The sequence below is a fragment of the Streptomyces iranensis genome (genome assembly GCF_017874715.1).
GTDB lineage: Bacteria > Actinomycetota > Actinomycetes > Streptomycetales > Streptomycetaceae > Streptomyces > Streptomyces iranensis.
Genome location: NZ_JAGGLR010000018.1, coordinates 123,996 through 143,600 on the forward strand (window position 1 = coordinate 123,996; position 19,605 = coordinate 143,600).

Below are 19,605 nucleotides of genomic sequence, written 5' to 3' on the forward strand. Positions count from 1 at the left end.
GCCCACTTCGGCTTCCCCTCCCCCGCCTGGAGCGTCCCCAATGCCTCCTCTCCTCAGGAACGGCCCTCGTCTGGCAGCGGTGGTCGCCCTCGTGGCCACGGTGAGCAGTGCGTGCACCATCGGTTCGCTGGACGACTCGGGCGCCGTCGCCGACTATCCGTCCCGGGGTCTGTCGATCCTCGCTCCCGGGAGCGTCGGCGGCGGCTGGGACTCGCGGGCGCGCGGCATCGGCTCCGCGCTCACCAGCTGCAAGATCATCGACGAGGACGTCACGGTCACCAACGCCCCGGGCGCGGGCGGCACCATCGGGCTCGCCCGGATGGCGGGGCGGGAGGGCGATCCGTACCAGCTGATGACCATGGACACGGTGACCATGATCGGCGGCGCCATCCAGAACCACTCCCCCGTGAAGCTGTCCGAGCTCACCCCCGTGGCGGGGCTCACGGTGAGCACCTCCGCGATCGTGGTGCCCGCCCGATCCCCCTTCCACGACCTGCGCTCGGTGCTGGCCGCCATGCGGAAGGACCCCAAGCGGACGTCCTGGGTGGGCGGGTCGCTGGGCGGCCCGGATCACATCATGGTGGCCGGCCTCGCCAAGGCCGAGGGCGTCTCGGCGCGCAAGGTCACCTATGTGCCCACCGGTGGCGGCGGTGAGGTGCTCAACCTGCTGCTGAGCGGGGCGTCGAAGGTCGGTATCTCCACGCTGACGGAGGTCCGGCCGCAGATCGAGGCCGGGAAGCTGCGGGTCCTCGCGGTCAGCGGCGACAAGGCTCCCGAGGGCATCGACGCTCCCACCTTCGGCGAACTCGGCTACGGGGACGAGTCCGTGGTGAGCGTCGGCGGGGTCATGGCCCCGCCCGGACTGAGCGACGACGAACAGCGGGCGATCGTGAGGGTGGTGGACCGGATGCGCCGGACTTCGTGCTGGAAACGGGCGTTGCGGCAGAACGACTGGAAGGACGTGTGGGTGCCGGGAAAGAAGTACGGCGCCCTGGTCGACAAGCAGCAGCGCCAGGTCGGCCAGGCGCTCACGGCCGTGGGACTCGGCTCATGAGCGGGCACGACGAAGCGGTGAGCGCCCGGGGCGGGACGGTGAGCGCGCGGAACAAAGCGGCGAGCACGCGCGACGAAGCGGCGAACCCGACGCAGGACGCCACGGCGAGCCCGGCAGAGGGCGGCGCGGCGAACAACGCCACCGACAGCACGGCCCCACCCCACGAGCGGCCCTGGAGCCCCCGGATAGCCGCACTGCTCTTCCTCGCGGCGGGCATGGCCGTGCTGGGCTGGGCCTTCGCCATCCCCGAAGGGGCCATCGACCAGGACGTGGGCCCCCGGGCGTTTCCCCTGCTGGTCGGCGTGGGGCTGTGCGTCGCGGCTTCGCTCGCCGTCGTCCAGGCGTTCCGCGGCAGCGACCCGGCGCTGACCGAGCAGGCGCGCGAGGAGGCCCGGCTGACCGAGTGGCGCCCGGTGGCGGCCATGCTGGCGCTGCTGGTCTGCTATCTGTTCGCGCTGGCCCCCTGCGGCTACTGGCAGTCGACGGCCGTGCTCTTCGCGCTGGTGGCGCGGGTGCTCGGCAGCCGCCGGATCCTCCGTGACGCCCTGATCGGCCTGGTGCTCGCGCTGGCCGTGTACTTCCTCTTCGACCGTCTGCTGGGCATCCACCTGCCGCCCGGCATCGTCCGATTGGCGTTCTGACCATGGATGTCCTCAACGACCTCATGGGCGGTTTCGGCAGCGCGTTCAGCCCCCTGCACCTGCTGCTGGCGTTCGCGGGCTGCACGCTCGGCTCGCTGGTCGGCGTGCTGCCCGGCCTGGGCCCCGCCACCACGGTGGCGCTGCTCCTCCCGCTCACCTTCGTCTTCGACCCCACCGGCGCACTGGTGCTCTTCGCGGGCATCTACTACGGCGGGATGTACGGCGGCTCCACCACGGCCATCCTGCTGAACGTGCCCGGCGAGACGGCGTCGGTCCCCACCACCCTGGAGGGCCATCCGATGGCCCGCTCCGGGCGCGCCGGGGCCGCGCTCGCCACGGCCGCCATCGGCTCGTTCGTGGCGGGCACGATCTCCACCGTGGGGATCACCTTCGCGGGCCCGGCCATGGCGCAGATCGCCGAGAAGATCCAGCCCGCGGAGTACTTCGCGGTGATGGTCCTCGCCTTCGCCACGGTCACCGCGGTCGTGGCCGACGCCCCCGCGCGCGGCCTGTGCAGCCTCTTCCTGGGCCTGGCCATCGGGCTCGTCGGCATCGACAGCCTGACCGGCCAGGCGCGCTACACCTTCGGGGTGCCGGAGCTGTACGACGGCGTCCAGATCGTGGCCGTCGCCGTCGGCCTCTTCGCGATCGGCGAGGCGCTCTACACCGCGGCCCGGATGCGACGGGCGCCCGAGGAACAGATGCTCCCGGTGGGCGGCAGGATCGGGATGAGCCCGGAGGACTGGCGGCGGTCCTGGAAGCCGTGGCTGCGGGGTACGGCGATCGGGCTGCCGATCGGCGCCCTGCCCGCGGGCGGCGCGGAGATCCCCACGTTCCTCAGCTACAACGTGGAGAAGCGGCTGTCCCGGCACAAGAAGCAGTTCGGCAAGGGCGCCATCGAGGGCGTGGCCGGCCCCGAGGCCGCCAACAACGCCGCGTTCTCCGGGGTGCTGATGCCCCTGCTCACACTGGGCATCCCCACCTCGGCGACGGCCGGTGTGCTGCTGATCGCGTTCCAGATGTACAACGTGCAGCCCGGCCCCCAGCTGTTCGAGACCCAGTCGGCGCTGGTCTGGACGCTGATCGCCAGCCTCTACATCGGCAATGTGATGCTGCTGGTGCTCAACCTGCCGCTGATCCCGCTGTGGGTGAAGCTCCTCCGGCTGCCCCGCCCGCTGCTCACCGCGGGCATCCTGGTCTTCGCCGCCCTGGGGGTGTACGCGCTCTCCCAGAACGCGGTCGACCTCGGCATCGCGGTGCTCTTCGGACTCCTGGGCTTCGGCATGCGCCGCACCGGCTATCCCGTCGCCCCACTGATCCTTGGCGCCGTGCTGGGCCCGATGGCGGAGACCCAGTTCCGCCGCGCGATGGCCTTCAGCGAGGGCGACTGGACGATCTTCTTCACCCGCCCGCTCTCCGCCGCGATCCTGTGCCTGTCCCTGATCGCCCTGGTCGGCCCGATGGCCGCCCGCGCACTACGCCGGACCCGGGAACGCGAGCCGGAACCGGCGGGCTGACCGCCGAACGGAACGGCAAGGGCCCGCGCGCGGTCGACCGCGCGCGGGCCCTTCGCGGAGATGACCGCCTTCGGGCTCAGCCGCGCGACCACCGCCCGCCGGGCCAACGGATGACCTGCCCCTCGTCCGGCGTCACGGTGATCTCGAACCGGTCCAGCGCCGGTGCGCCGTCCGAGCGCCAGCGTGCGACCTGGTCCTCCACCGCGTTCCAGAGCCGGCCGGGCCCGCCCTGCCGGACTGTCCAGCCTCCGTCGACCTCCGTCAGCACCGCCCAGGCTCCGGCCTCCACGTCGATGAGGATCTGCTGCGTCCGCCCCTCGATGGTCATGCTGATGTGCTGGGCGCGGGGGGCCGCGAGCTGGGCGACGAACCGGGCCGTCCAGTCCCCTGTCAGCAGGTTGGGGCCGAGTGTCGTCAGCCGCTCCTCCCCGCTGCCGAGGTCAGGGAGCAGACCAAGTGGCGGGGGCAGGTGCGGGCGGGCCAGCATGAACGAGATCTGTCCGCCTAGGAATCGGCCGGAGGCCGTGCCGTCGCCATGAACGGTGAGCCGGGCAAGTTCGGAGGCATACAGCCAGCCGCCCACTGTGGCGAGCACGATTCCGTCGGGCTTGGTCTGGTCGATCCAGCTCCCGGGCATGGTCAGGACCCCGCAAGTGGCGATCACCCGGTCGTAGGGAGCGCCCTCCCGGTGCCCGGCCAGACCGTCGCCGACTACCAGCTCTGGCTGGTAGCCGCAGGCTCCCAGGGGAGCGGCAGCTCGCCCGGACACCTCACGGTCCACCTCGACCGACACCACCGATCCATCGCCGAGCCGATGGCACAGCAGGGCGGTCGAGTAGCCGGTGCCGGTGCCGATCTCCAGGACACGGTGTCCGTACTCGACCCGTAGCTCTTCCAACATCCTCACGACGAGGCTCGGCATCGTGCTGGACGAGGTGGGGGCACGCATGATCTCTCCCCGGAGATCTCCGGGAACCACCGTGCCTGCGACCTGAGTGACCAGGGATTCATCGGCATAACAGCGTTCCAGCCACCGCCCGTCACCGTCCGGGAGTACAGGGCGCCATGCGGTTGGTGAGGCCCCTGGGAGCTGCTCGAAGAATCCGCCCCGCAGAAATTCATGACGTGGGACAGCCTCCACGGCCGCCTGCCATGGCGCGGTGCGCAGACAGCCTGCTTCCTTCAGACGCTCTCCGAGCCCCACCCGAAGCCTTTCGTCGTCCCTCATCGCGGCTTCCTCTCCAGCAGGTCGGCCATCGCCGCCACCATCGGCAGCCCGGTCTCCGGTTCCAGCCACGCCCACTGGCCTGAAGGATTGCATTCCAGAAACCACCATCGCCCGTCCCGGTCCACCGCGAAGTCAAAAGCTCCGAAGACCAGCCCGAAGTGGTTGAGGTAGCCGAACAGCGCCTCGGTGATCCCGTCCGGTGGCTGGACGACGTCGTACGTCAATCGGCTGTAGTCGATGCGCCAGTCCAACAGGTCGGAGCCGATTCGGACGCAGAACGCCTGCCTGCCGATCACCGTCACCCGGACGTCCGCCACCTTGTCCACGCGTTGCTGGAACAGATGGGCGGTACCGGCCACGCCCTGCTCGATCTCGTCAGCCGCGACATCGGCTACTTTCACCGTGCACGACACACCACCGACGCGGTACAGCGGCGTGGACAGCGGTTTGTAGATCACCGGGGCATGGCGCCTGACGAACGCCCGAGCCGCGTCCGGGGCACTGGTGATCAGCGTTGGCGGGATATGGAAACCGGCCTCGGCGGCAGCAGCGAGGCCGGAAGGTTTGAACTCGGCGTCTCCGATGCGGTGCGGATGGTTGACGTAGAAGCAGCCGGGCAGGGCGGCCAATACGCCGCCCAGGCCGTATCGGGCCTGGGCGATGGCGAAGCGTGCCGTCTGGTCGTCCAGATGCGGAAAGGCGAACCCGGAGGGCCTCCGGTAGTACAGAGACCGTATGCGGGTGAGATCGGCGGTCCTGGAAGGTGTGGTCAGCGTTCCGGCGATGCCGGTCCGTGTGACGGTGGCCGCGACCGACAGGGTGGAGGGGAAATCCCCGGAGTCGAAGCGCACGACCGGGACGCCCCTGCCGTGCAGTTCCTCGATCACCAAGTCGGTAGTGGGGTCGTCCAGATTGGTGACGACCATTACCGGGCGTGTGTCGATCACTGGTCGCTGTCGTTCCCGGTGTCCTGGTCGCCGCCGCCGGAACCGCCCGGCCCGGCGCCGTCCGACGGGTTGCCAGTGTTCGTGGCGGGATTGGTGCCCGTGCTGGTTCCATGGCCCGGCATCTCCATCACCTGACCGCAGGCGTTGAAATAGCGGGTCGTCTGAGTCACCGGATCCAGTTCCGCGCGAGCGTAGTCCGGGGCGAAGGCCGGATAGGGGGCCATACGTCGTAAGCCCCAGGGGACGGGACTGATGGTGCCCGAGGGCAGGGGCGTCCCGGCGGGGAGCCGGTCGGAGTGAGAGAACATGGCGTATGCCTCCTGGCGGTCGTGGATCACTTTTCTTCGCGGGGCGCGCGTAAATCGGCCCAGACGCGCTTCCCCCAGGGCAGCCGATCCGTGCCCCAACGGACACTGATGGCCTCGACGATCGCCAGACCCCGCCCGCTCTCGTCGTCGGCGTTCGCCGTGCGCTGCACCGGCTGGGCGCGGGACTTGTCGATGACCGCGACCCGCACCCAGCGCGCGTCCGGACGGGAGACGGTGACGCGAAGACAGCGGCTACCGCTGTGGGCCACGGAATTGGCGACCAACTCCGAGGCGATCAGCGCCCCCGCCTCGGCGAGAGGGGCCAGCCCCCATGCGGTGCACGCGGCACGCACCAGACGCCGGGCCCGTATCGCCGATTCCGCCTCGCACGGCAGGGACTGGCTGTAGGCGGGGTGGCCGGTCGCGGCGGGGCGCGTGCCATTCGAGGGCTGCACGGGCATGGTCGGTCCTTCCTGGAGAGCGGAGCATGGAGCGAAGCGCGTCCGCGGACAACCAGGTAACCGAGAGGAGTTCTTTGTGTGCATGCCGTATCCGTCGGTGGCCCGCAGGCTGAGCCCTGTCGTTTTGACGCTTTCGGAACCCCCGGCCGCGACTCGAATCCTCTAACGTTCCGTCATGGCGCGAACACGCAACGAGGCGCTTGCCGCCTGGATGGCCGAGCACAAGGTCACCACCACTGAGCTTGCCGAGCGGCTGAATTCCGTCATCGCCGAATTCACGGGCTCGTACGGCACATGCACCGAACGCGGCGTCTTCCGCTGGCTCTCGGGTGAAATCGCCTGGCCCCATGCCCGCCAGCGAATCGCCCTGGAACGGGTCACCGGCCACACGCCCGTCCAGTTAGGGTTCCAACCGAGGGGCCGCCCAACTGGCCCGATTCCTGCCTCTCCTGAGGAGGATCCCTTGTACCGACGCGCCTTCCTTACGGCGGCAGTCGCAGGCGCGCCCACCACTCCATTTCTGGGGCCGCCCCGTCGCGTTGGTATGTCTGACGTGGACCGCCTCCAGATCAAGCTGGACAAACTGATCGTTGCCGACCATCAGCAAGGCAGCAGTCCTGCTCTGGAAGCTGAGGCCCTGATCTACGCGCAACGCGCTCTCGACCTTCAGGAGGCTGGGACCGCGTCCCAGCGAGTGCGCGGACACCTGTACCGGCTGGCCGCCTCCTTCACCAACACTGCCATGTGGGCAGCCATCGACGCGCGTGACCCTGCGCGAGCGCGGCCCCAATTTGAGCGCACGCTGGCTTTGGCTGGTTTGTCCGGGGACGGTGCCGTGCAGCACCGCACTTGGCTGCGGGGGTCCATCCTCGCTGGACAGCTTGGGCGCGAAGCAGAAGCTACGGCTGCGATGGATGCCGCACGGTCCGCGTCGATCAATCGTCGAAATCCTCTGGTCACATCACTCAGCCATGCTCATGCGGGGACCCTCGCCGCATACCAGGGCGACCGGAGAACCGCACTTCGCTACTTGGACCATGCCCACGATGCGCTGACCCGCGCTGAACGAGAGCAGCCTCGACCCCTGTGGGTTCATACGTACGACCAGGCTGAGCTCGAAGGCTTGACGGCCATCGCGCGACTTCAACTCGGAGATGCAGTTGAAGCCGAGGCCCACGCTCATCGGGCTCTCTCCCTGCTCGGTCCTGGCTTGCACCGCAATCGCGCTCTTTACACGGTCCAACTTGCCCTGGCGCAGCTCGCTCAGGGAGACCTCGAACTGGCTGTCACCTCTGCTGCGGCTGTCCCCAGTGAGATAGCGCGACAGGGCCGCGTGCGCAATCTTCTCCGGGACTTCTCCCACCGGCTGAACGCCGCAGCCCCCAACACCCGGGAAGCCCGCGCCTGGCACGACCATAATGAGGCGACCACATGACCTGAGCGCCCACACATGTGCCGCCTAAAGAGCCAGCTCGCTCTCGGTGTAACACAGTGGTGCGTAGGGACTTCGGCATGTTGGATCGGCCCTTCTACGCCGTTGACCGCTTCGACGAACGCTTGAGCGGCTATGCCTCCCGTCCCGGCTGGGAAGCAGTTGTCGCCGAGGAAGCAGGCGAGCCGGTGGGCTACGTCTTCGCAACACCACTCGGCCCCAGCACCGCGTGGTGGGAGGACATGGAGCCGCCCCTCTCAGAGGACTACACCCAGGAGACGGGTGACCGGACTCTGGCCCTGAACGAAATCCTCGTCCGAGCCGCCTGGCGGGGTACCGGCATTGCCTATCGGCTCCACGAAGAACTGCTTGCCGGACGCGAAGAACAACGCGTCACGCTCCTGGTCAACCCGCAGACTGCGAACGGTCACCTGAAAGCCGTCTACGAGTCCTGGGGATACCGTCAGATCGGGACGCAGCAGCCGTTCCCCGACTCTCCGGTGTTCGCCGCCATGATGCGCGACCCGCTCCGCCCCTGACCCGAGGTCTCAGCCTCCACGCCGACCACTGTGTCAGTCCCGGTAGTCGGGGGCGACACGCTCCACCAGGCGGAGGAGGGCGGACCAGGCGAGGTCGTACGCCTGGTCGTCCTGGAAATCGGAGCCGTGGTCCTCGCCCGAGAGCTGGCGGGCGCTGAGCTCGCAGATGTCCGGGTGGGGTGTGATGAGCTTCGCGCCGCCCGCCATGGCCATGGTCTGGATCTCGCACGCCTTGTCCAGGTAGTACATCCGCAGGAATGCCTCGCCCGGGGTCCCGCCGACGGTCAGCAGACCGTGGTTGCGCAGGATCATCGCGGGGTGCTCGGCGAGGTCGGCGACGAGGCGGCGCTGTTCGGCGAGATTGAGGGCGACACCCTCGTAGTCGTGGTACCCGACCCTGCCGTAGAACTCCATGGAGATCTGGTTGAGCGGGAGCAGACCGTCTTCCTGCGCGGCGACGGCGCAGCCCGCCTTGGTGTGGGTGTGCAGCACGCAGTGGGCGTCCGGGCGGGCGGCGTGGATGGCGCTGTGGATGACGAAACCGGCGGGGTTGACGGGGTGCGGGATGCCCTCGACGGGCCGCCCGGAGAGGTCGACCTTGACCAGGTTCGACGCGGTGATCTCCTCGAAGAGCAGGCCGTACGGGTTGATCAGGAAGTGGTGCTCGGTTCCGGGGAGCCGGGCGGAGATATGCGTGAAGATCAGGTCGGTCATCCGGAAGTGGGCCACCAGGCGGTAGACGGCGGCGAGCTCGCGGCGCAGCCGCCATTCCTCGTCGAGGGACGCCTGGTCGGCGGGGTGGGGTGAAACGGGCACGGTAAGGACTCCCTCGGGGCGGGGTGACGTCAGGGGACAGTTTCCCCCCGCACACCTCTCGTCACCGAACTACCGGCTCCACGGAGCAAGGGCGGGGCCCCCGCGCGAGTCGACCGCGCGGGGGCCCCTTTTCCGCCTGCCCGGTGTTCGGTGAGAAGACGATCACGCAAGCAGGAGGTCCGGTGGTCGCTCCGGGTTACGGGGCGAGCAGCAGATTGTGGGCGCGCTCCTTGGCGGCCGTGTAACGGCGCGCCACATCCTGCCAGTTGACGACCTTCCACATGGCCTCGATGAAGTCCACCTTCTGGTTCTTGTACTGCAGATAGAAGGCGTGCTCCCAGGCGTCGAAGACCAGGATCGGCACCGAGCCCTGCCCTACGTTCCCCTGGTGGTCGTAGACCTGCTCGACCACCAGCCGCCCGCTGACCGGCTCGTACGCCAGCACTCCCCAGCCCGAGCCCTGGGTCGTGGCGGCGGCCTTGGACAGCTGGGCCTTGAAGCCCGCGAAGGAGCCGAAGTGCTCGGCGACGGCGTCGGCCAGCTCCCCGACGCCGTCCCGCTCCAGCGGCTCGCCGCCACCGTCACCGGTCATGTTGTGCCAGTAGATGCTGTGCAGGATGTGGCCGGACAGATGGAAGGCCAAGTTCTTCTCGAGCCCGTTGATCGAGCCCCACTGATCCTTGTCCCGCGCCTCCGCGAGCTGCTCCATCGTGTCGTTCGCGCCCTTGACGTACGCGGCGTGGTGCTTGTCGTGGTGCAGCTCGATGATCTCGGGGCTGATGACCGGGGCCAGCTCCGAGTAGTCATACGGAAGTTCAGGAAGTGTGTAGATGGCCATGCGAAGCCCTTCGGACCGCTTATTGCAATTGACTTGCAAGTACAGGCTAACAGCAAGAGCGTTTCCGGGCCCTGCGATGACGTGCGTCCGTAGTGGCTTGATCCGATCCCTGCGCGGGCAGAACGGCGCCCCTATGATCAAAGGTCGCTCGAAGGGGGAGGGCATGGATCCGCAGATCGCCGATCTCGCCAGGACGGCGGGCACCACCATGGTCACGCTGATGGCCACCACTGCCTGGGAGTCGGCCAGGGACGGCCTGGTCTCGCTCTGGCAGCGGGTCCAGCCCAACAGAGCCGACGGCATCGGCGAGGAGTTCGAGGCGAGCCGCGACGATCTGCTGCTCGCGCGCGAGACGGGCGACGAGGACTCCGAGGCGGAGCTGGCCGCCGAATGGCAGGGCCGGGTGCGCCGACTGCTGGTGGCCCAGCCCGAGGTGGCGGACGAGCTGCGCCGCATCCTGGACGAGTTGAGCCCCCGCATCCCCGATCAGCGCCCCGCAGTCGGTGAGATCCGTATGACGGCCGAGGCGTCCGGCAGCGGCCGGGTCTACCAGGCCGGCCGCGACCAGCACATCACCGAGCGGTGAGCGACCCCATGCCGATCGACGGCCGCGCGTCCGGCCAGGGCCGGGTCTTCCAGACCGGCGGCGACCAGTACATCCAGGAGCACCACCACCACTACGGGGCCGGAACCGGGTCCCTCCTCGCGCCGCAGCCGGTCGGTCCCAGGCCGCCCCAGGGCGCGACGGTCCCCGACTCCGTACGCGTGCCCCTCGTCGGGCGGACACCGGGCATCCTGCGGGACCGCGCCGACCTTATGGAGCGGCTCCGAGCAGCCGTCACCGGCCCCGGTGGCGACGTCCACGTCCTGCACGGCCTGGGCGGCTGCGGCAAGACGGCGGTGGCGCACGCCCTCTTCATGGAAGCCGTAAGGGACCACGGACGCGTCGGGCTCTGGGTGAACGCCTCGGAGCGGATCTCCCTGCGCGCGGGCATGCTCGCCGTCGCGGGCGACCGGGGCGCGACCACGGGGGAACTGGCCGCCGCGGCCAGCGGTCAGCGCGCGGCGGCCGACCTGGTCTGGCACTACCTGGACCACTCCGCCCAACGCTGGCTGCTGGTCCTGGACAACGCGGACGACCCGACGGTCCTGGAGGAGGGCGGCTGGCTGCGCACCAGCCCACTCGGCACGGTCCTGGTGACCACCCGGCACGCGGCCTCGCCGCTGTGGCGGGGCGCCGGGTCGGCGCGGCACCCCGTCGGCGTCCTTCCCGAGGCCGACGCGGCACAGGTCCTCTGCGATCTCGCCCCGGAGGCGGGCACCGTCGAGTCGGCGCAGAAGGTGGCGCGACGGCTGGGCTGTCTGCCACTGGCCCTGACCCTGGCGGGTTCGCATCTGTCGCATCAACTCCTGGAGTCGTGGTCGATGGACGAGTACGACCGGAAGCTGAGCGAGGACTCGACGGCGCTCGTCGACCAGGGCGCGACGGGCACCGGCAGCGGCCAGTCCCGCCATCTCGTCGGCCGTACCTGGCAGTTGTCCCTGGACGCCCTCGCCGGACAGGGCCTGCCGGAGGCCACGACCCTCCTACGGCTGCTGTCCTGCTGGGCGGCGGACCCGGTGCCGCTCTCTTTGCTGATGCCGGTGGCGCGGGGTGAGGTGGATTTCGGCCATCTTGACCCGCCGCTCGCGGCGGACCGGGTCGAGCCCGCCCTGCGCGGGCTGCTCGACCACTCGCTGATCGGCATGGTCGAGGCGGACGGGCGTCGGTGCGTAGAGGCTCATGGGGTGCTGCTGGACAGCGTCGCCGCCGGGGTTCCGGACGCGCAACGCACGGCGCTGGCCGAGGCGGCGGGGCGGTTGCTGGAGGCGGCGCTGCCGCCGGACGAGGCCGTGCCGTCCGAGATGTACACCGGTTGGGAACTGCTTGCCCCGCACGTCACCCAGCTGCTGCGGGCAGCCCCGGGGGAATGGTCGGCCGGACTGATGGTGCGCATCGCACGGCAGATGCAGCACGCGGGAAACTTCGCGGGCGCTGCGCGGCATGCCCGATACGCCGCGGACGTCGCCGAGCGGAGTTTGAGCGGAGAGCACTCCGTCACCTTGGCCGCGCACGACGCCGAGGCGCGGGCGTTGCTCTTCCTGGCACGGCGCGCGGATGCCGAAGCGCTGCACCGACGGATTTGGACCACGCGTAAGCGCGTGCTCGGCGAGGATCACCCCGAAACGCTGTGGAGCTGTGTGGGCCTGGGGATGTCGCTGAGGCTGCTCGACCGCCTGGAAGAGGCTGAGCAGCTGCTTCGTCAGGCGACCGCCGCCCAGCACCGGGTGCTGGCCCCGGACGCGCTGGAGACCTTCGTCAGCCGGTCCATGCTGGTCCTGACGCTGTCCGCGCTCGGCAAAAGGGAGGAGTTCGACGAGGCGGCCCGTGTCGTCGAGGACTGCGAGCGGTACCTGCCGCCGGGCCACCTCACGGCCCTCCTGGTTCGCCATGACTACGGCGACGGGTTACGGGCGCTCGGTCGCTACGCGGAAGCCGAACCGGTGGCTCACCGCGTGCTGGCCGACCGCGCCCGCGTCCAGGGGCCAAATCACCCCTTGGCCCTCGCCGCACTCAGCCTCACCGCCAGGGTCGCCCGCGGGCTGGGCAAGTACGACGAGGCCATCGCGACGCTCCAGGAACTCATCGAACGCCGCGAACAGGTGCTCGGGGCCGAGCACCTGTTCGTCATCGAGAACCGCGAGTGGCTCGCCGAATGGCAGGCCGAGGCCCAAGCCCAGCCCTGATCAGCCCTCCTGGCGGGCCAAAGCCCAAGCCCGCCCCTGATCAGCCCGGCTGCCGCTGCGCCGCCATCCGCTGCCGTACGAAGCCGATGATCGCGAGGGCGATCGCCATCACGGCCGTGGCGTAGAGCTGGCTGCGGGTGTCGCTCTCGCGGAGCATCAGCACCAGCACCCCGGCCGTGGCGGCCAGTGCGACCCAGGTCAGATACGGGAAGAGCCACATCTTCACCACGAGCTTCTCCGGGGCCTCCCGCTGCAAGCGGCTGCGCATCCGCAGCTGGGCGGCGGCGATGAAGCCCCAGACCACCAGCACCGCCGCGCCGACCATGTTGAGCAGCCACTTGAAGATGGTGTCCGGCCACCAGTAGCTGAGCAGCACCGCGACGAAGCCGAAGAAGGAGGAGGCGAGCACGGTGAGGCGGGGCACGCCGCCGGTGACCCGGCCCAGGAAGGCGGGGCCCTCGCCGCGGGTGACCAGGGAGTAGGACATCCGGGAGGCGCCGTAGATGTTGGCGTTCATCGCGGAGAGCAGCGCGATCAGCACGATCACGTTCATGATGTCGCCGGCCGCGGGGATGTCGAGGTGGTTGAGCACGGCCACGTACGGGCCCTCCTCGACCAGGGACTTGTCGTTCCACGGGATGAGCGTGACCACGACCAGCATCGAGCCGACGTAGAAGAGGGCGATGCGCCACATCGCGGTGCGCACCGCGCCCGCGACGCTCCTGACCGGGTTCTCGGACTCGGCCGCCGCGATCGTCACCGTCTCCAGGCCGCCGTAGGCGAAGACGGAGGCCAGCAGGCCGACGACCAGGCCGTTCACCCCGTTGGGCAGAAAGCCGCCGTCGCCGCTGAGATGGGAGCCGCCCGGGGCGTCGGTGCCCGGCAGGACGCCGAGGATCGCGAGCACGCCCAGGACGAGGAAGATCGTGATCGCGGCGATCTTCAGCGCGGCGAACCAGAACTCGAACTCGCCGAAGTTGCTGACCGCCGCGAGGTTCGTACCGCAGAACATCGCCATGAAGAGGGCGACCCACATCCAGGATTCGCTGCCCGGGAACCACTGGACCATGATCCCGGCCGCGCCGATCGCCTCGACGGCGATGCCCACGCACAGCAGGATCCAGAACATCCAGCCCACCGTGAACCCGGCCCACGGCCCGATCGCCCGCTCGGCGTGCACGGAGAACGAGCCGGAGGCCGGGTTGGCCGCCGACATCTCGCCGAGCATCCGCATCACGAGCATCACCAGCAGCCCGGACAGCGTGTAGGCGACCACGATCGACGGACCGGCGGCGGCGATTCCGGCGCCGGAGCCGACGAACAGCCCCGCGCCGATCACGCCACCGAGAGCGATCATCGACAGATGGCGCTGCTTGAGGCCGTGAGAGAGCGGCGGCGTGGCGGTCGCGCCGGTGCCGGTCGCCTCGGCGGTGCCGGATGGCGCCGAGGACGCGGGTGGGCGGTTCATTCTTCTTCTCTGTCCCTACGAGCGCCGGTGGCGGATGCAAAACGTCCCTAGTGTGAAGGGCGTGTCCCATGGGGACAACATCGCGGACAATCCTTTCTGGATATCGGACACTCGCGTCACGCTCCGTATGAGGGACCTCTGCCAGAAGCCGCCAAGCCGATGCGTCCGGCTTTGTGGTCATCCGACGGTGTCCGAGGCCCCCACTCTGGGTTAGCGTCCCGGTATTCACCCTCTGACCTGGGAGCATCGCTGATGAGCACTGTTTCTGCCGCCGCCACACCCGGTACGGTCCTCGCGGACGTGGTCTTTCCCGCCCGGCGCGTCCTGGCCCGCGACACCGCGCTGGTCATCGGGGGCGCCGTGCTCACCGGCCTCGCGGCCCAGATCTCGGTGCCCGTCCCCGGCTCGCCGGTGCCGGTGACCGGTCAGACCTTCGCCGCCCTGCTGGTGGGCACCTCGCTGGGCGCCCGGCGCGGCTTCCTGTCGCTGGCGCTGTACACCCTGGTCGGCATGGCGGGCGTGCCGTGGTTCGCCGAGGGCAGTTCCGGCGCCGCCATGCCGTCGTTCGGCTATGTGCTGGGCATGCTGCTGGCGGCCACCGTGGTGGGCGCGTTCGCCCGGCGCGGCGGCGACCGCGGGGTGCTGCGCACCGCGGGCACCATGGTGGTCGGCTCGGCGGTCACCTACGCCGTGGGCGTCCCGTACCTGGCGCTGGCCACCCATATCTCCCTCAGTGAGGCGATCGCGGCCGGGCTCACCCCCTTCCTGATCGGTGACGCCCTGAAGGCCGCCCTGGCGATGGGCGCGCTCCCGGCCGCCTGGAAGCTGGTGGGCCGCCGCGGCTGAGCCGGCGGAAGGCGACAGAAAAAGGCGACAGAAAAAGGGCCCCCGCGCGGTCGACTCCCGCGGGGGCCCTGCCGTGGCGGCGGAGGAGGGGTCAGTCGAAGATCGGGCCGACCGTGCGGGTCCGCTTGATCTCGTAGAAGCCGGGTATCGAGGCGACCATCAGGGTGCCGTCCCAGAGCTTCGCGGCGGCCTCGCCCTTGGGGGCCGGGGTGACCACGGGGCCGAAGAAGGCGATCTGCTCGCCGTCCGAGCCCGGGACGGCGATGACGGGGGTGCCCACGTCCTGGCCGACCAGGTCGATGCCCTCCTTGTGGGAGGCGCGCAGCTCGGTGTCGTACGCGTCGGAGTCGGCGAAGTCGGCGAGCTCGGCGGGAAGACCGGCCTCCTCGAGGGCGGCCACGATCGTCTCGCGGTTCTTCTCCAGGCCCTGGTTGTGGAAGCGGGTGCCGAGGGCGGTGTAGAGGGCGCCGAGAACCTCGCTGCCGTGCTTCTGCTCGGCGGCGATGCAGACCCGGACCGGGCCCCAGGCGGTCTTCAGCAGCTCGCGGTACTCCTCGGGCAGCTCATCCAGCTTGGGCTCGTTGAGCACGGCCAGGCTCATGACGTGCCATCGCACCTCGACCGGGCGCACCTTCTCCACCTCGAGCATCCAGCGCGAGGTCATCCAGGCCCAGGGACACAGCGGATCGAACCAGAAATCAGCGGGCGTCTTGACAGTCTCGGTCACGGTTTCTCCTCAAGCGGGCGCGTTGGTATCGCAAACGAATAGAGAGCTGGCTCCTTCAGCCAACGCGCGTGGGAAGGGTGCTCATTCCCCGATGCCGGGTGTCGGTGCCCCGTGACATGATTTCCGCTGTCCGATATCCGAGATGCGAGACATTGGCGAGGGAGCCGCGTCGTGCCCGGTGAGAACCTGACCCGTGACGAGGCCCGTGAGCGGGCGAAGCTGCTGGCCGTCGAGCGTTACGAGGTGGCGCTCGATCTGCGGTCCGCGGTGGGTGAGCACACCGGGTCCGGGCCGCGCACCTACCGCTCCACGACGGCGATCCGCTTCCGCTGCGCCGAGCCGGGCGCCACGACCTTCGCCGATCTGCTGGCGCCCTCGGTGACCTCGGTGCGGCTCAACGGGCGGGAGCTGGACCCGGCGGCGGTCTTCGACGGCTCCCGGATCGCGCTGGAGGGCCTCGCCGCGGAGAACGAGCTGGTGGTGGACGCGCAGTGCGCTTACAGCCGCACCGGCGAGGGGCTGCACCGCTTCGTGGACCCGGAGGACGGCGAGGTCTACCTCTACACCCAGTACGAACCGGCCGACGCCCGCCGGGTCTTCGCCAACTTCGAACAGCCGGACCTCAAGGCCCCGTTCACCTTCTCGGTGACCGCCCCGGAGGGCTGGACGGTGCTGAGCAACGGGGCGGTGGACCGGGTGGAGCCGTCCGGTGCCGACGACGCCGCCGCGACCAGCCACTTCGTGACGACCCGGCCCATCTCGACGTACATCACGGCCGTGGTCGCCGGTCCGTACCACTACGAGAGCGATCTCTACCGCCGCACGCTGCCGGACGGCTCGGCACTGGAGATCCCGCTGGGCGCGCTCTGCCGCAAGGGGCTGGCCAAGCACTTCGACGCGGACGACATCTTCACCGTCACCAAGCAGGGCCTGGACTTCTTCCACGACCACTTCGACTATCCGTACCCGTTCGGCAAGTACGACCAGGCCTTCGTGCCGGAGTACAACCTCGGCGCGATGGAGAACCCGGGCTGTGTGACCTTCCGGGAGGAGTTCATCTTCCGCGGCAAGGTCACGAAGGCGTCGTACGAGGGCCGGGCGAACGTCATCCTGCACGAGATGGCGCATATGTGGTTCGGCGACCTGGTGACCATGGAGTGGTGGGACGACCTGTGGCTCAAGGAGTCGTTCGCCGACTTCATGGGGGCCTTCTCGCTGGTCGGGGCGACCCGCTTCACCGACGGCTGGATCACCTTCGCCAACCGCCGCAAGGCATGGGCGTACCGCGCCGACCAACTGCCGTCCACCCATCCGGTCACGGCCGACATCCGTGACCTGGAGGACGCCAAGCTCAACTTCGACGGGATCACCTACGCCAAGGGCGCGTCCGTGCTCAAGCAGCTGGTGGCCTATGCCGGGCAGGACGCCTTCCTGGAGGGCGCACGGCGCTACTTCAAGCGGCACGCGTACGGCAACACCCGGCTGTCGGACCTGCTGTCGGTGCTCGGCGAGACCTCGGGGCGGGACATGGCCGCCTGGTCGCGCGCCTGGCTGGAGACCGCGGGGGTGAACGTGCTGACCCCGCAGGCCACCTATGACGCCGAGGGGCACATCACCGAGCTGGCGGTGGTCCAGGAGGCCGCCGACAGTCACCCGACGCTGCGGCCGCACCGGGTGGCCGTCGGGCTGTACCGCAAGGCGGCCCCGGCCGGGGAGAGCCCCGGGGCGCTGGTGCGCTACGCCCGCGCCGAGGTGGACGTCGACGGCCCCCGTACGGTGATCCCCGAGCTGGCCGGCGCCTCCCGGCCCGATCTGATCCTGGTCAACGACGACGACCTCACCTACTGCAAGATCCGCTTCGACGAGGGCTCGCTGGACACCCTGCGCGAGCACCTGGGCGAGCTGACCGATCCCCTCGCCCGCGCCCTGAGCTGGTCCGCGCTGTGGAACCTCACCCGTGACGCGCTGCTGCCCGCCCGCGACTACCTGGAGCTGGTGCGGCGGTTCGCCGGGGCCGAGAGCGATATCGGGGTGCTCCAGATGGTCCAGGCGTGGGCGCTGTCCGCCCTGCACCACTACTCGGCGCCGGACGCGCGCGAGGAGGCCGCCGCCCGGCTGGCCGGGGGCGCGCTGAGCGAGCTGCGGCTGGCCGAGCCGGGCAGCGGGCACCAGCTGGCCTGGGCGCGGTTCTTCGCGCAGGTGGCCGTCGCCGACTCCGAGCTGCGGCTGCTGCGCGGGCTGCTGGACGGCACGGCCCGGATCGACGGGCTGGATATGGACCAGGAGCTGCGCTGGACGTTCCTGGCAGCGCTGGCCTCGAGCGGCCAGGCGGACGAGGCGCTGATCGCCGCCGAGCTGGCCCGCGACGACACCGCCTCCGGCAAGCGCCACCAGGTGCGGTGCCTGGCCGCCCGGCCCTCCGCCGCGGTCAAGGCCGAGGCGTGGGACGCGGTGGTGGAGTCCGACCGGCTCTCCAACGCCCTGGTGGAGGCCACCATCTCCGGTTTCGACCAGCCGGGCCAGCGGGATCTGCTGGCGCCGTACGCACCGCGCTACTTCGAGGTGATCGAGCGCGTCTGGCAGGAGCGGTCGATCGAGATCGGGATGGCGATCGTGCGCGGCCTCTTCCCGGCCGCCCAGGGCGACACCCGCGCCCTGGACGCGGCCGACGCCTGGCTGGACGGCCACCCGGAAGCGGCCCCCGCGCTGCGCCGGCTGGTCCTTGAGGCCCGCGACGACCTCGCCCGCGCCCTGCGCGGCCAGGAGTGCGACGCGAGGGCGGCCGCCTGACGCAAACGTTCGACCGGAGCGGGAGCTCTCCCGGGAGAAGAGGGGAGCTCTTCCGGGAGAAGAGGGGAGCTCTTTCGGCATTCGAACTGCCGTACTTTAGTACGGCGTTGTCCGTTTTTGTCGACGACTGTGTAACAGCGGTTAGCCGGTGGAGCGGGCGCGGGAATGGCGGGGGCATGAGCCACAACACGCCGCTGTCCCCCCGCCCCCTCCACCACCTCTCGGACGTCCAGCGCCGAGTCCTGACCACACGTCAGCTGCGCGAGCACGGTGTGACCGCGTCCGTCGCCGCGGAGCGCTGCCGGGCCGGCGGGCCCTGGCAGCAGATCCTGCCGGGCGTCCATCTGCTCCACCCGGGCCCGGCCACCAGCGAGGAGCGGCTGCTGGCCGCGCTGCTGTACACCGCGAGCCGTGGCCAGGGGGCCGACGGGTCGGCGCCGGGCGGTGGCGAGCCGTGCGGCGAAGCGATGATCACCGGGCTGGCGGCGCTCGCCCTGCGCCACTTCTCCTCCGCTCCCCCGCTGGCCTCCCTCGACCACGTCGACGTCCTGGTGCCGCGCACCCGGCGGCTGCGCGCCACCGGCTTCGTCCGCTTCGTCCGGGCCGGCACCCTGCCCGCTCCCCAGTACCTCGCGGGCGTGCCCACCGCCCCGGTGGCCCGCGCCCTCGCGGACGCCGTCGCCCGGCTCACCGATGCCGTACTGGTCCGCAGACTGCTCACCGAGTCCGTACGCCACGGCCACTGCGAGGCCGCGGCCGTCGTCGCCGAGCTGAACTCGGCCCGGCTGCTGTCCCGGCCGCATGTCGTGGACGCCGTGGACGCGCTGCTCGCCGAGGGCCGGGCGATCGCCGAGGGGCGGCTGTACGACATGGTGCGCGGCCACCATCTGCCCGAGCCGCTGTGGAACGTGCGGCTGCGGCTGCCCGGCGGGCCCGCCCTCGGCGGGGTGGACGCCTACTGGCGTGAGCAGGCGGTGGCGGTGGAGATCGACACCCGGGCGCCGCGCCAGGACGAGGAGGTCTGGCGCGGTGGCTTCGGCCGCAAGCGCGAGCACCTGGAGCGGCTCGGGATCACGGTCGTGCGCGTGACCCCGAAGAAGCTCCGGGAGTCACCGGAGGAGCAGGCCGCGGTGGTCCGTACCGCGCTGATCGCGGCGGCCGACCGCGAACCGGCCTCCTATGTGGTGGTCCTGCCGCGCTGAAGTG

At 70.2% G+C, this 19,605-nt stretch carries 18 protein-coding genes; 10 read left to right on the forward strand and 8 right to left on the reverse strand.

Going from position 1 to position 19,605, the window contains the following annotated elements:
* Positions 1 to 40 precede the first annotated feature (40 nt).
* The 3 genes from J2Z30_RS30775 to J2Z30_RS30785 are packed head-to-tail and all read left to right on the forward strand — an operon-like array spanning position 41 to position 3,212.
* Positions 41 to 1,054: a Bug family tripartite tricarboxylate transporter substrate binding protein gene (locus tag J2Z30_RS30775; protein WP_052701586.1), complete on the forward strand. Its 1,014-nt coding sequence runs from the start codon at positions 41 to 43 to the stop codon at positions 1,052 to 1,054.
* Positions 1,051 to 1,695 (forward strand): tripartite tricarboxylate transporter TctB family protein, encoded by a 645-nt coding sequence (locus J2Z30_RS30780; protein ID WP_078956884.1) that lies wholly within the window; start codon positions 1,051 to 1,053, stop codon positions 1,693 to 1,695. The genes J2Z30_RS30775 and J2Z30_RS30780 overlap by 4 nt, the downstream gene beginning before the upstream one ends.
* Before the next feature lie 2 nt (positions 1,696 to 1,697).
* Positions 1,698 to 3,212 carry a tripartite tricarboxylate transporter permease gene (locus J2Z30_RS30785; protein ID WP_044575233.1) on the forward strand — a complete coding sequence of 505 codons (1,515 nt, stop codon included), beginning with the start codon at positions 1,698 to 1,700 and terminating at the stop codon, positions 3,210 to 3,212.
* Between the two features lie 76 nt (positions 3,213 to 3,288).
* Here J2Z30_RS30785 and tgmC read toward each other — a convergent pair whose 3' ends face one another.
* The 4 genes from tgmC to J2Z30_RS30805 are packed head-to-tail and all read right to left on the reverse strand — an operon-like array spanning position 3,289 to position 6,156.
* Entirely contained in the window at positions 3,289 to 4,548 is a 1,260-nt protein-coding gene (gene tgmC, locus J2Z30_RS30790) for an ATP-grasp peptide maturase system methyltransferase (protein WP_308280131.1), read from the reverse strand.
* Positions 4,437 to 5,387, reverse strand: a complete 951-nt coding sequence (gene tgmB / locus J2Z30_RS30795) for an ATP-grasp ribosomal peptide maturase (protein ID WP_209468908.1) — start codon at positions 5,385 to 5,387, stop codon at positions 4,437 to 4,439. The genes tgmC and tgmB overlap by 112 nt, the downstream gene beginning before the upstream one ends.
* Positions 5,384 to 5,695 carry a putative ATP-grasp-modified RiPP gene (gene tgmA / locus J2Z30_RS30800; RefSeq protein ID WP_044581930.1) on the reverse strand — a complete coding sequence of 104 codons (312 nt, stop codon included), beginning with the start codon at positions 5,693 to 5,695 and terminating at the stop codon, positions 5,384 to 5,386. The genes tgmB and tgmA overlap by 4 nt, the downstream gene beginning before the upstream one ends.
* A 26-nt stretch (positions 5,696 to 5,721) precedes the next feature.
* A complete protein-coding gene (locus J2Z30_RS30805) occupies positions 5,722 to 6,156 on the reverse strand; it encodes an ATP-binding protein (protein WP_044575228.1) in 435 nt (144 codons plus the stop codon).
* Between the two features lie 175 nt (positions 6,157 to 6,331).
* Here J2Z30_RS30805 and J2Z30_RS30810 point away from each other — a divergent pair, with 175 nt between their 5' ends.
* Both J2Z30_RS30810 and J2Z30_RS30815 read left to right on the forward strand, forming a co-directional pair.
* Positions 6,332 to 7,591: an NsdA family TPR-like regulatory protein gene (locus tag J2Z30_RS30810; RefSeq protein ID WP_078956883.1), complete on the forward strand. Its 1,260-nt coding sequence runs from the start codon at positions 6,332 to 6,334 to the stop codon at positions 7,589 to 7,591.
* 77 nt (positions 7,592 to 7,668) lie between these two features.
* Entirely contained in the window at positions 7,669 to 8,127 is a 459-nt protein-coding gene (locus J2Z30_RS30815) for a GNAT family N-acetyltransferase (RefSeq protein WP_078957375.1), read from the forward strand.
* A gap of 33 nt (positions 8,128 to 8,160) precedes the next feature.
* On the opposite strand, the gene J2Z30_RS30820 is transcribed toward J2Z30_RS30815, so the two are convergent.
* Together J2Z30_RS30820 and J2Z30_RS30825 are read right to left on the reverse strand one after the other, a co-directional pair.
* Positions 8,161 to 8,943 carry a class II aldolase/adducin family protein gene (locus tag J2Z30_RS30820; protein ID WP_044575220.1) on the reverse strand — a complete coding sequence of 261 codons (783 nt, stop codon included), beginning with the start codon at positions 8,941 to 8,943 and terminating at the stop codon, positions 8,161 to 8,163.
* Positions 8,944 to 9,139: 196 nt separating this feature from the next.
* Entirely contained in the window at positions 9,140 to 9,781 is a 642-nt protein-coding gene (locus J2Z30_RS30825; RefSeq protein ID WP_044575217.1) for a superoxide dismutase, read from the reverse strand.
* 163 nt (positions 9,782 to 9,944) lie between these two features.
* Between J2Z30_RS30825 and J2Z30_RS30830 the strand changes: the two genes are divergently transcribed.
* Together J2Z30_RS30830 and J2Z30_RS30835 are read left to right on the forward strand one after the other, a co-directional pair.
* Positions 9,945 to 10,367, forward strand: a complete 423-nt coding sequence (locus J2Z30_RS30830; protein ID WP_044575215.1) for a hypothetical protein — start codon at positions 9,945 to 9,947, stop codon at positions 10,365 to 10,367.
* On the forward strand, positions 10,364 to 12,568 hold the full coding sequence (locus J2Z30_RS30835; RefSeq protein WP_044575212.1) for a tetratricopeptide repeat protein: 2,205 nt from the start codon (positions 10,364 to 10,366) through the stop codon (positions 12,566 to 12,568). Before J2Z30_RS30830 ends, J2Z30_RS30835 begins: the two co-directional genes overlap by 4 nt.
* 40 nt (positions 12,569 to 12,608) lie before the next feature.
* Here the strand turns inward: J2Z30_RS30835 and J2Z30_RS30840 are convergent, their stop codons facing one another.
* Entirely contained in the window at positions 12,609 to 14,036 is a 1,428-nt protein-coding gene (locus J2Z30_RS30840; protein WP_044575209.1) for an amino acid permease, read from the reverse strand.
* A gap of 252 nt (positions 14,037 to 14,288) precedes the next feature.
* Here J2Z30_RS30840 and J2Z30_RS30845 point away from each other — a divergent pair, with 252 nt between their 5' ends.
* Complete coding sequence (locus tag J2Z30_RS30845; protein WP_044575206.1) at positions 14,289 to 14,882, forward strand: biotin transporter BioY; 594 nt, start codon at positions 14,289 to 14,291, stop codon at positions 14,880 to 14,882.
* Between the two features lie 91 nt (positions 14,883 to 14,973).
* Here the strand turns inward: J2Z30_RS30845 and J2Z30_RS30850 are convergent, their stop codons facing one another.
* Positions 14,974 to 15,609 (reverse strand): mycothiol-dependent nitroreductase Rv2466c family protein, encoded by a 636-nt coding sequence (locus J2Z30_RS30850; protein ID WP_044575203.1) that lies wholly within the window; start codon positions 15,607 to 15,609, stop codon positions 14,974 to 14,976.
* Positions 15,610 to 15,780: 171 nt separating this feature from the next.
* Between J2Z30_RS30850 and pepN the strand changes: the two genes are divergently transcribed.
* The gene (pepN, locus tag J2Z30_RS30855) at positions 15,781 to 18,399 is read left to right on the forward strand and encodes an aminopeptidase N (RefSeq protein ID WP_044575201.1); all 2,619 of its coding nucleotides are present in this window, start codon (positions 15,781 to 15,783) and stop codon (positions 18,397 to 18,399) included.
* Positions 18,400 to 18,575: 176 nt separating this feature from the next.
* The gene (locus J2Z30_RS30860; RefSeq protein WP_044575198.1) at positions 18,576 to 19,601 is read left to right on the forward strand and encodes a putative endonuclease domain-containing protein; all 1,026 of its coding nucleotides are present in this window, start codon (positions 18,576 to 18,578) and stop codon (positions 19,599 to 19,601) included.
* Positions 19,602 to 19,605: the final 4 nt, after the last annotated feature.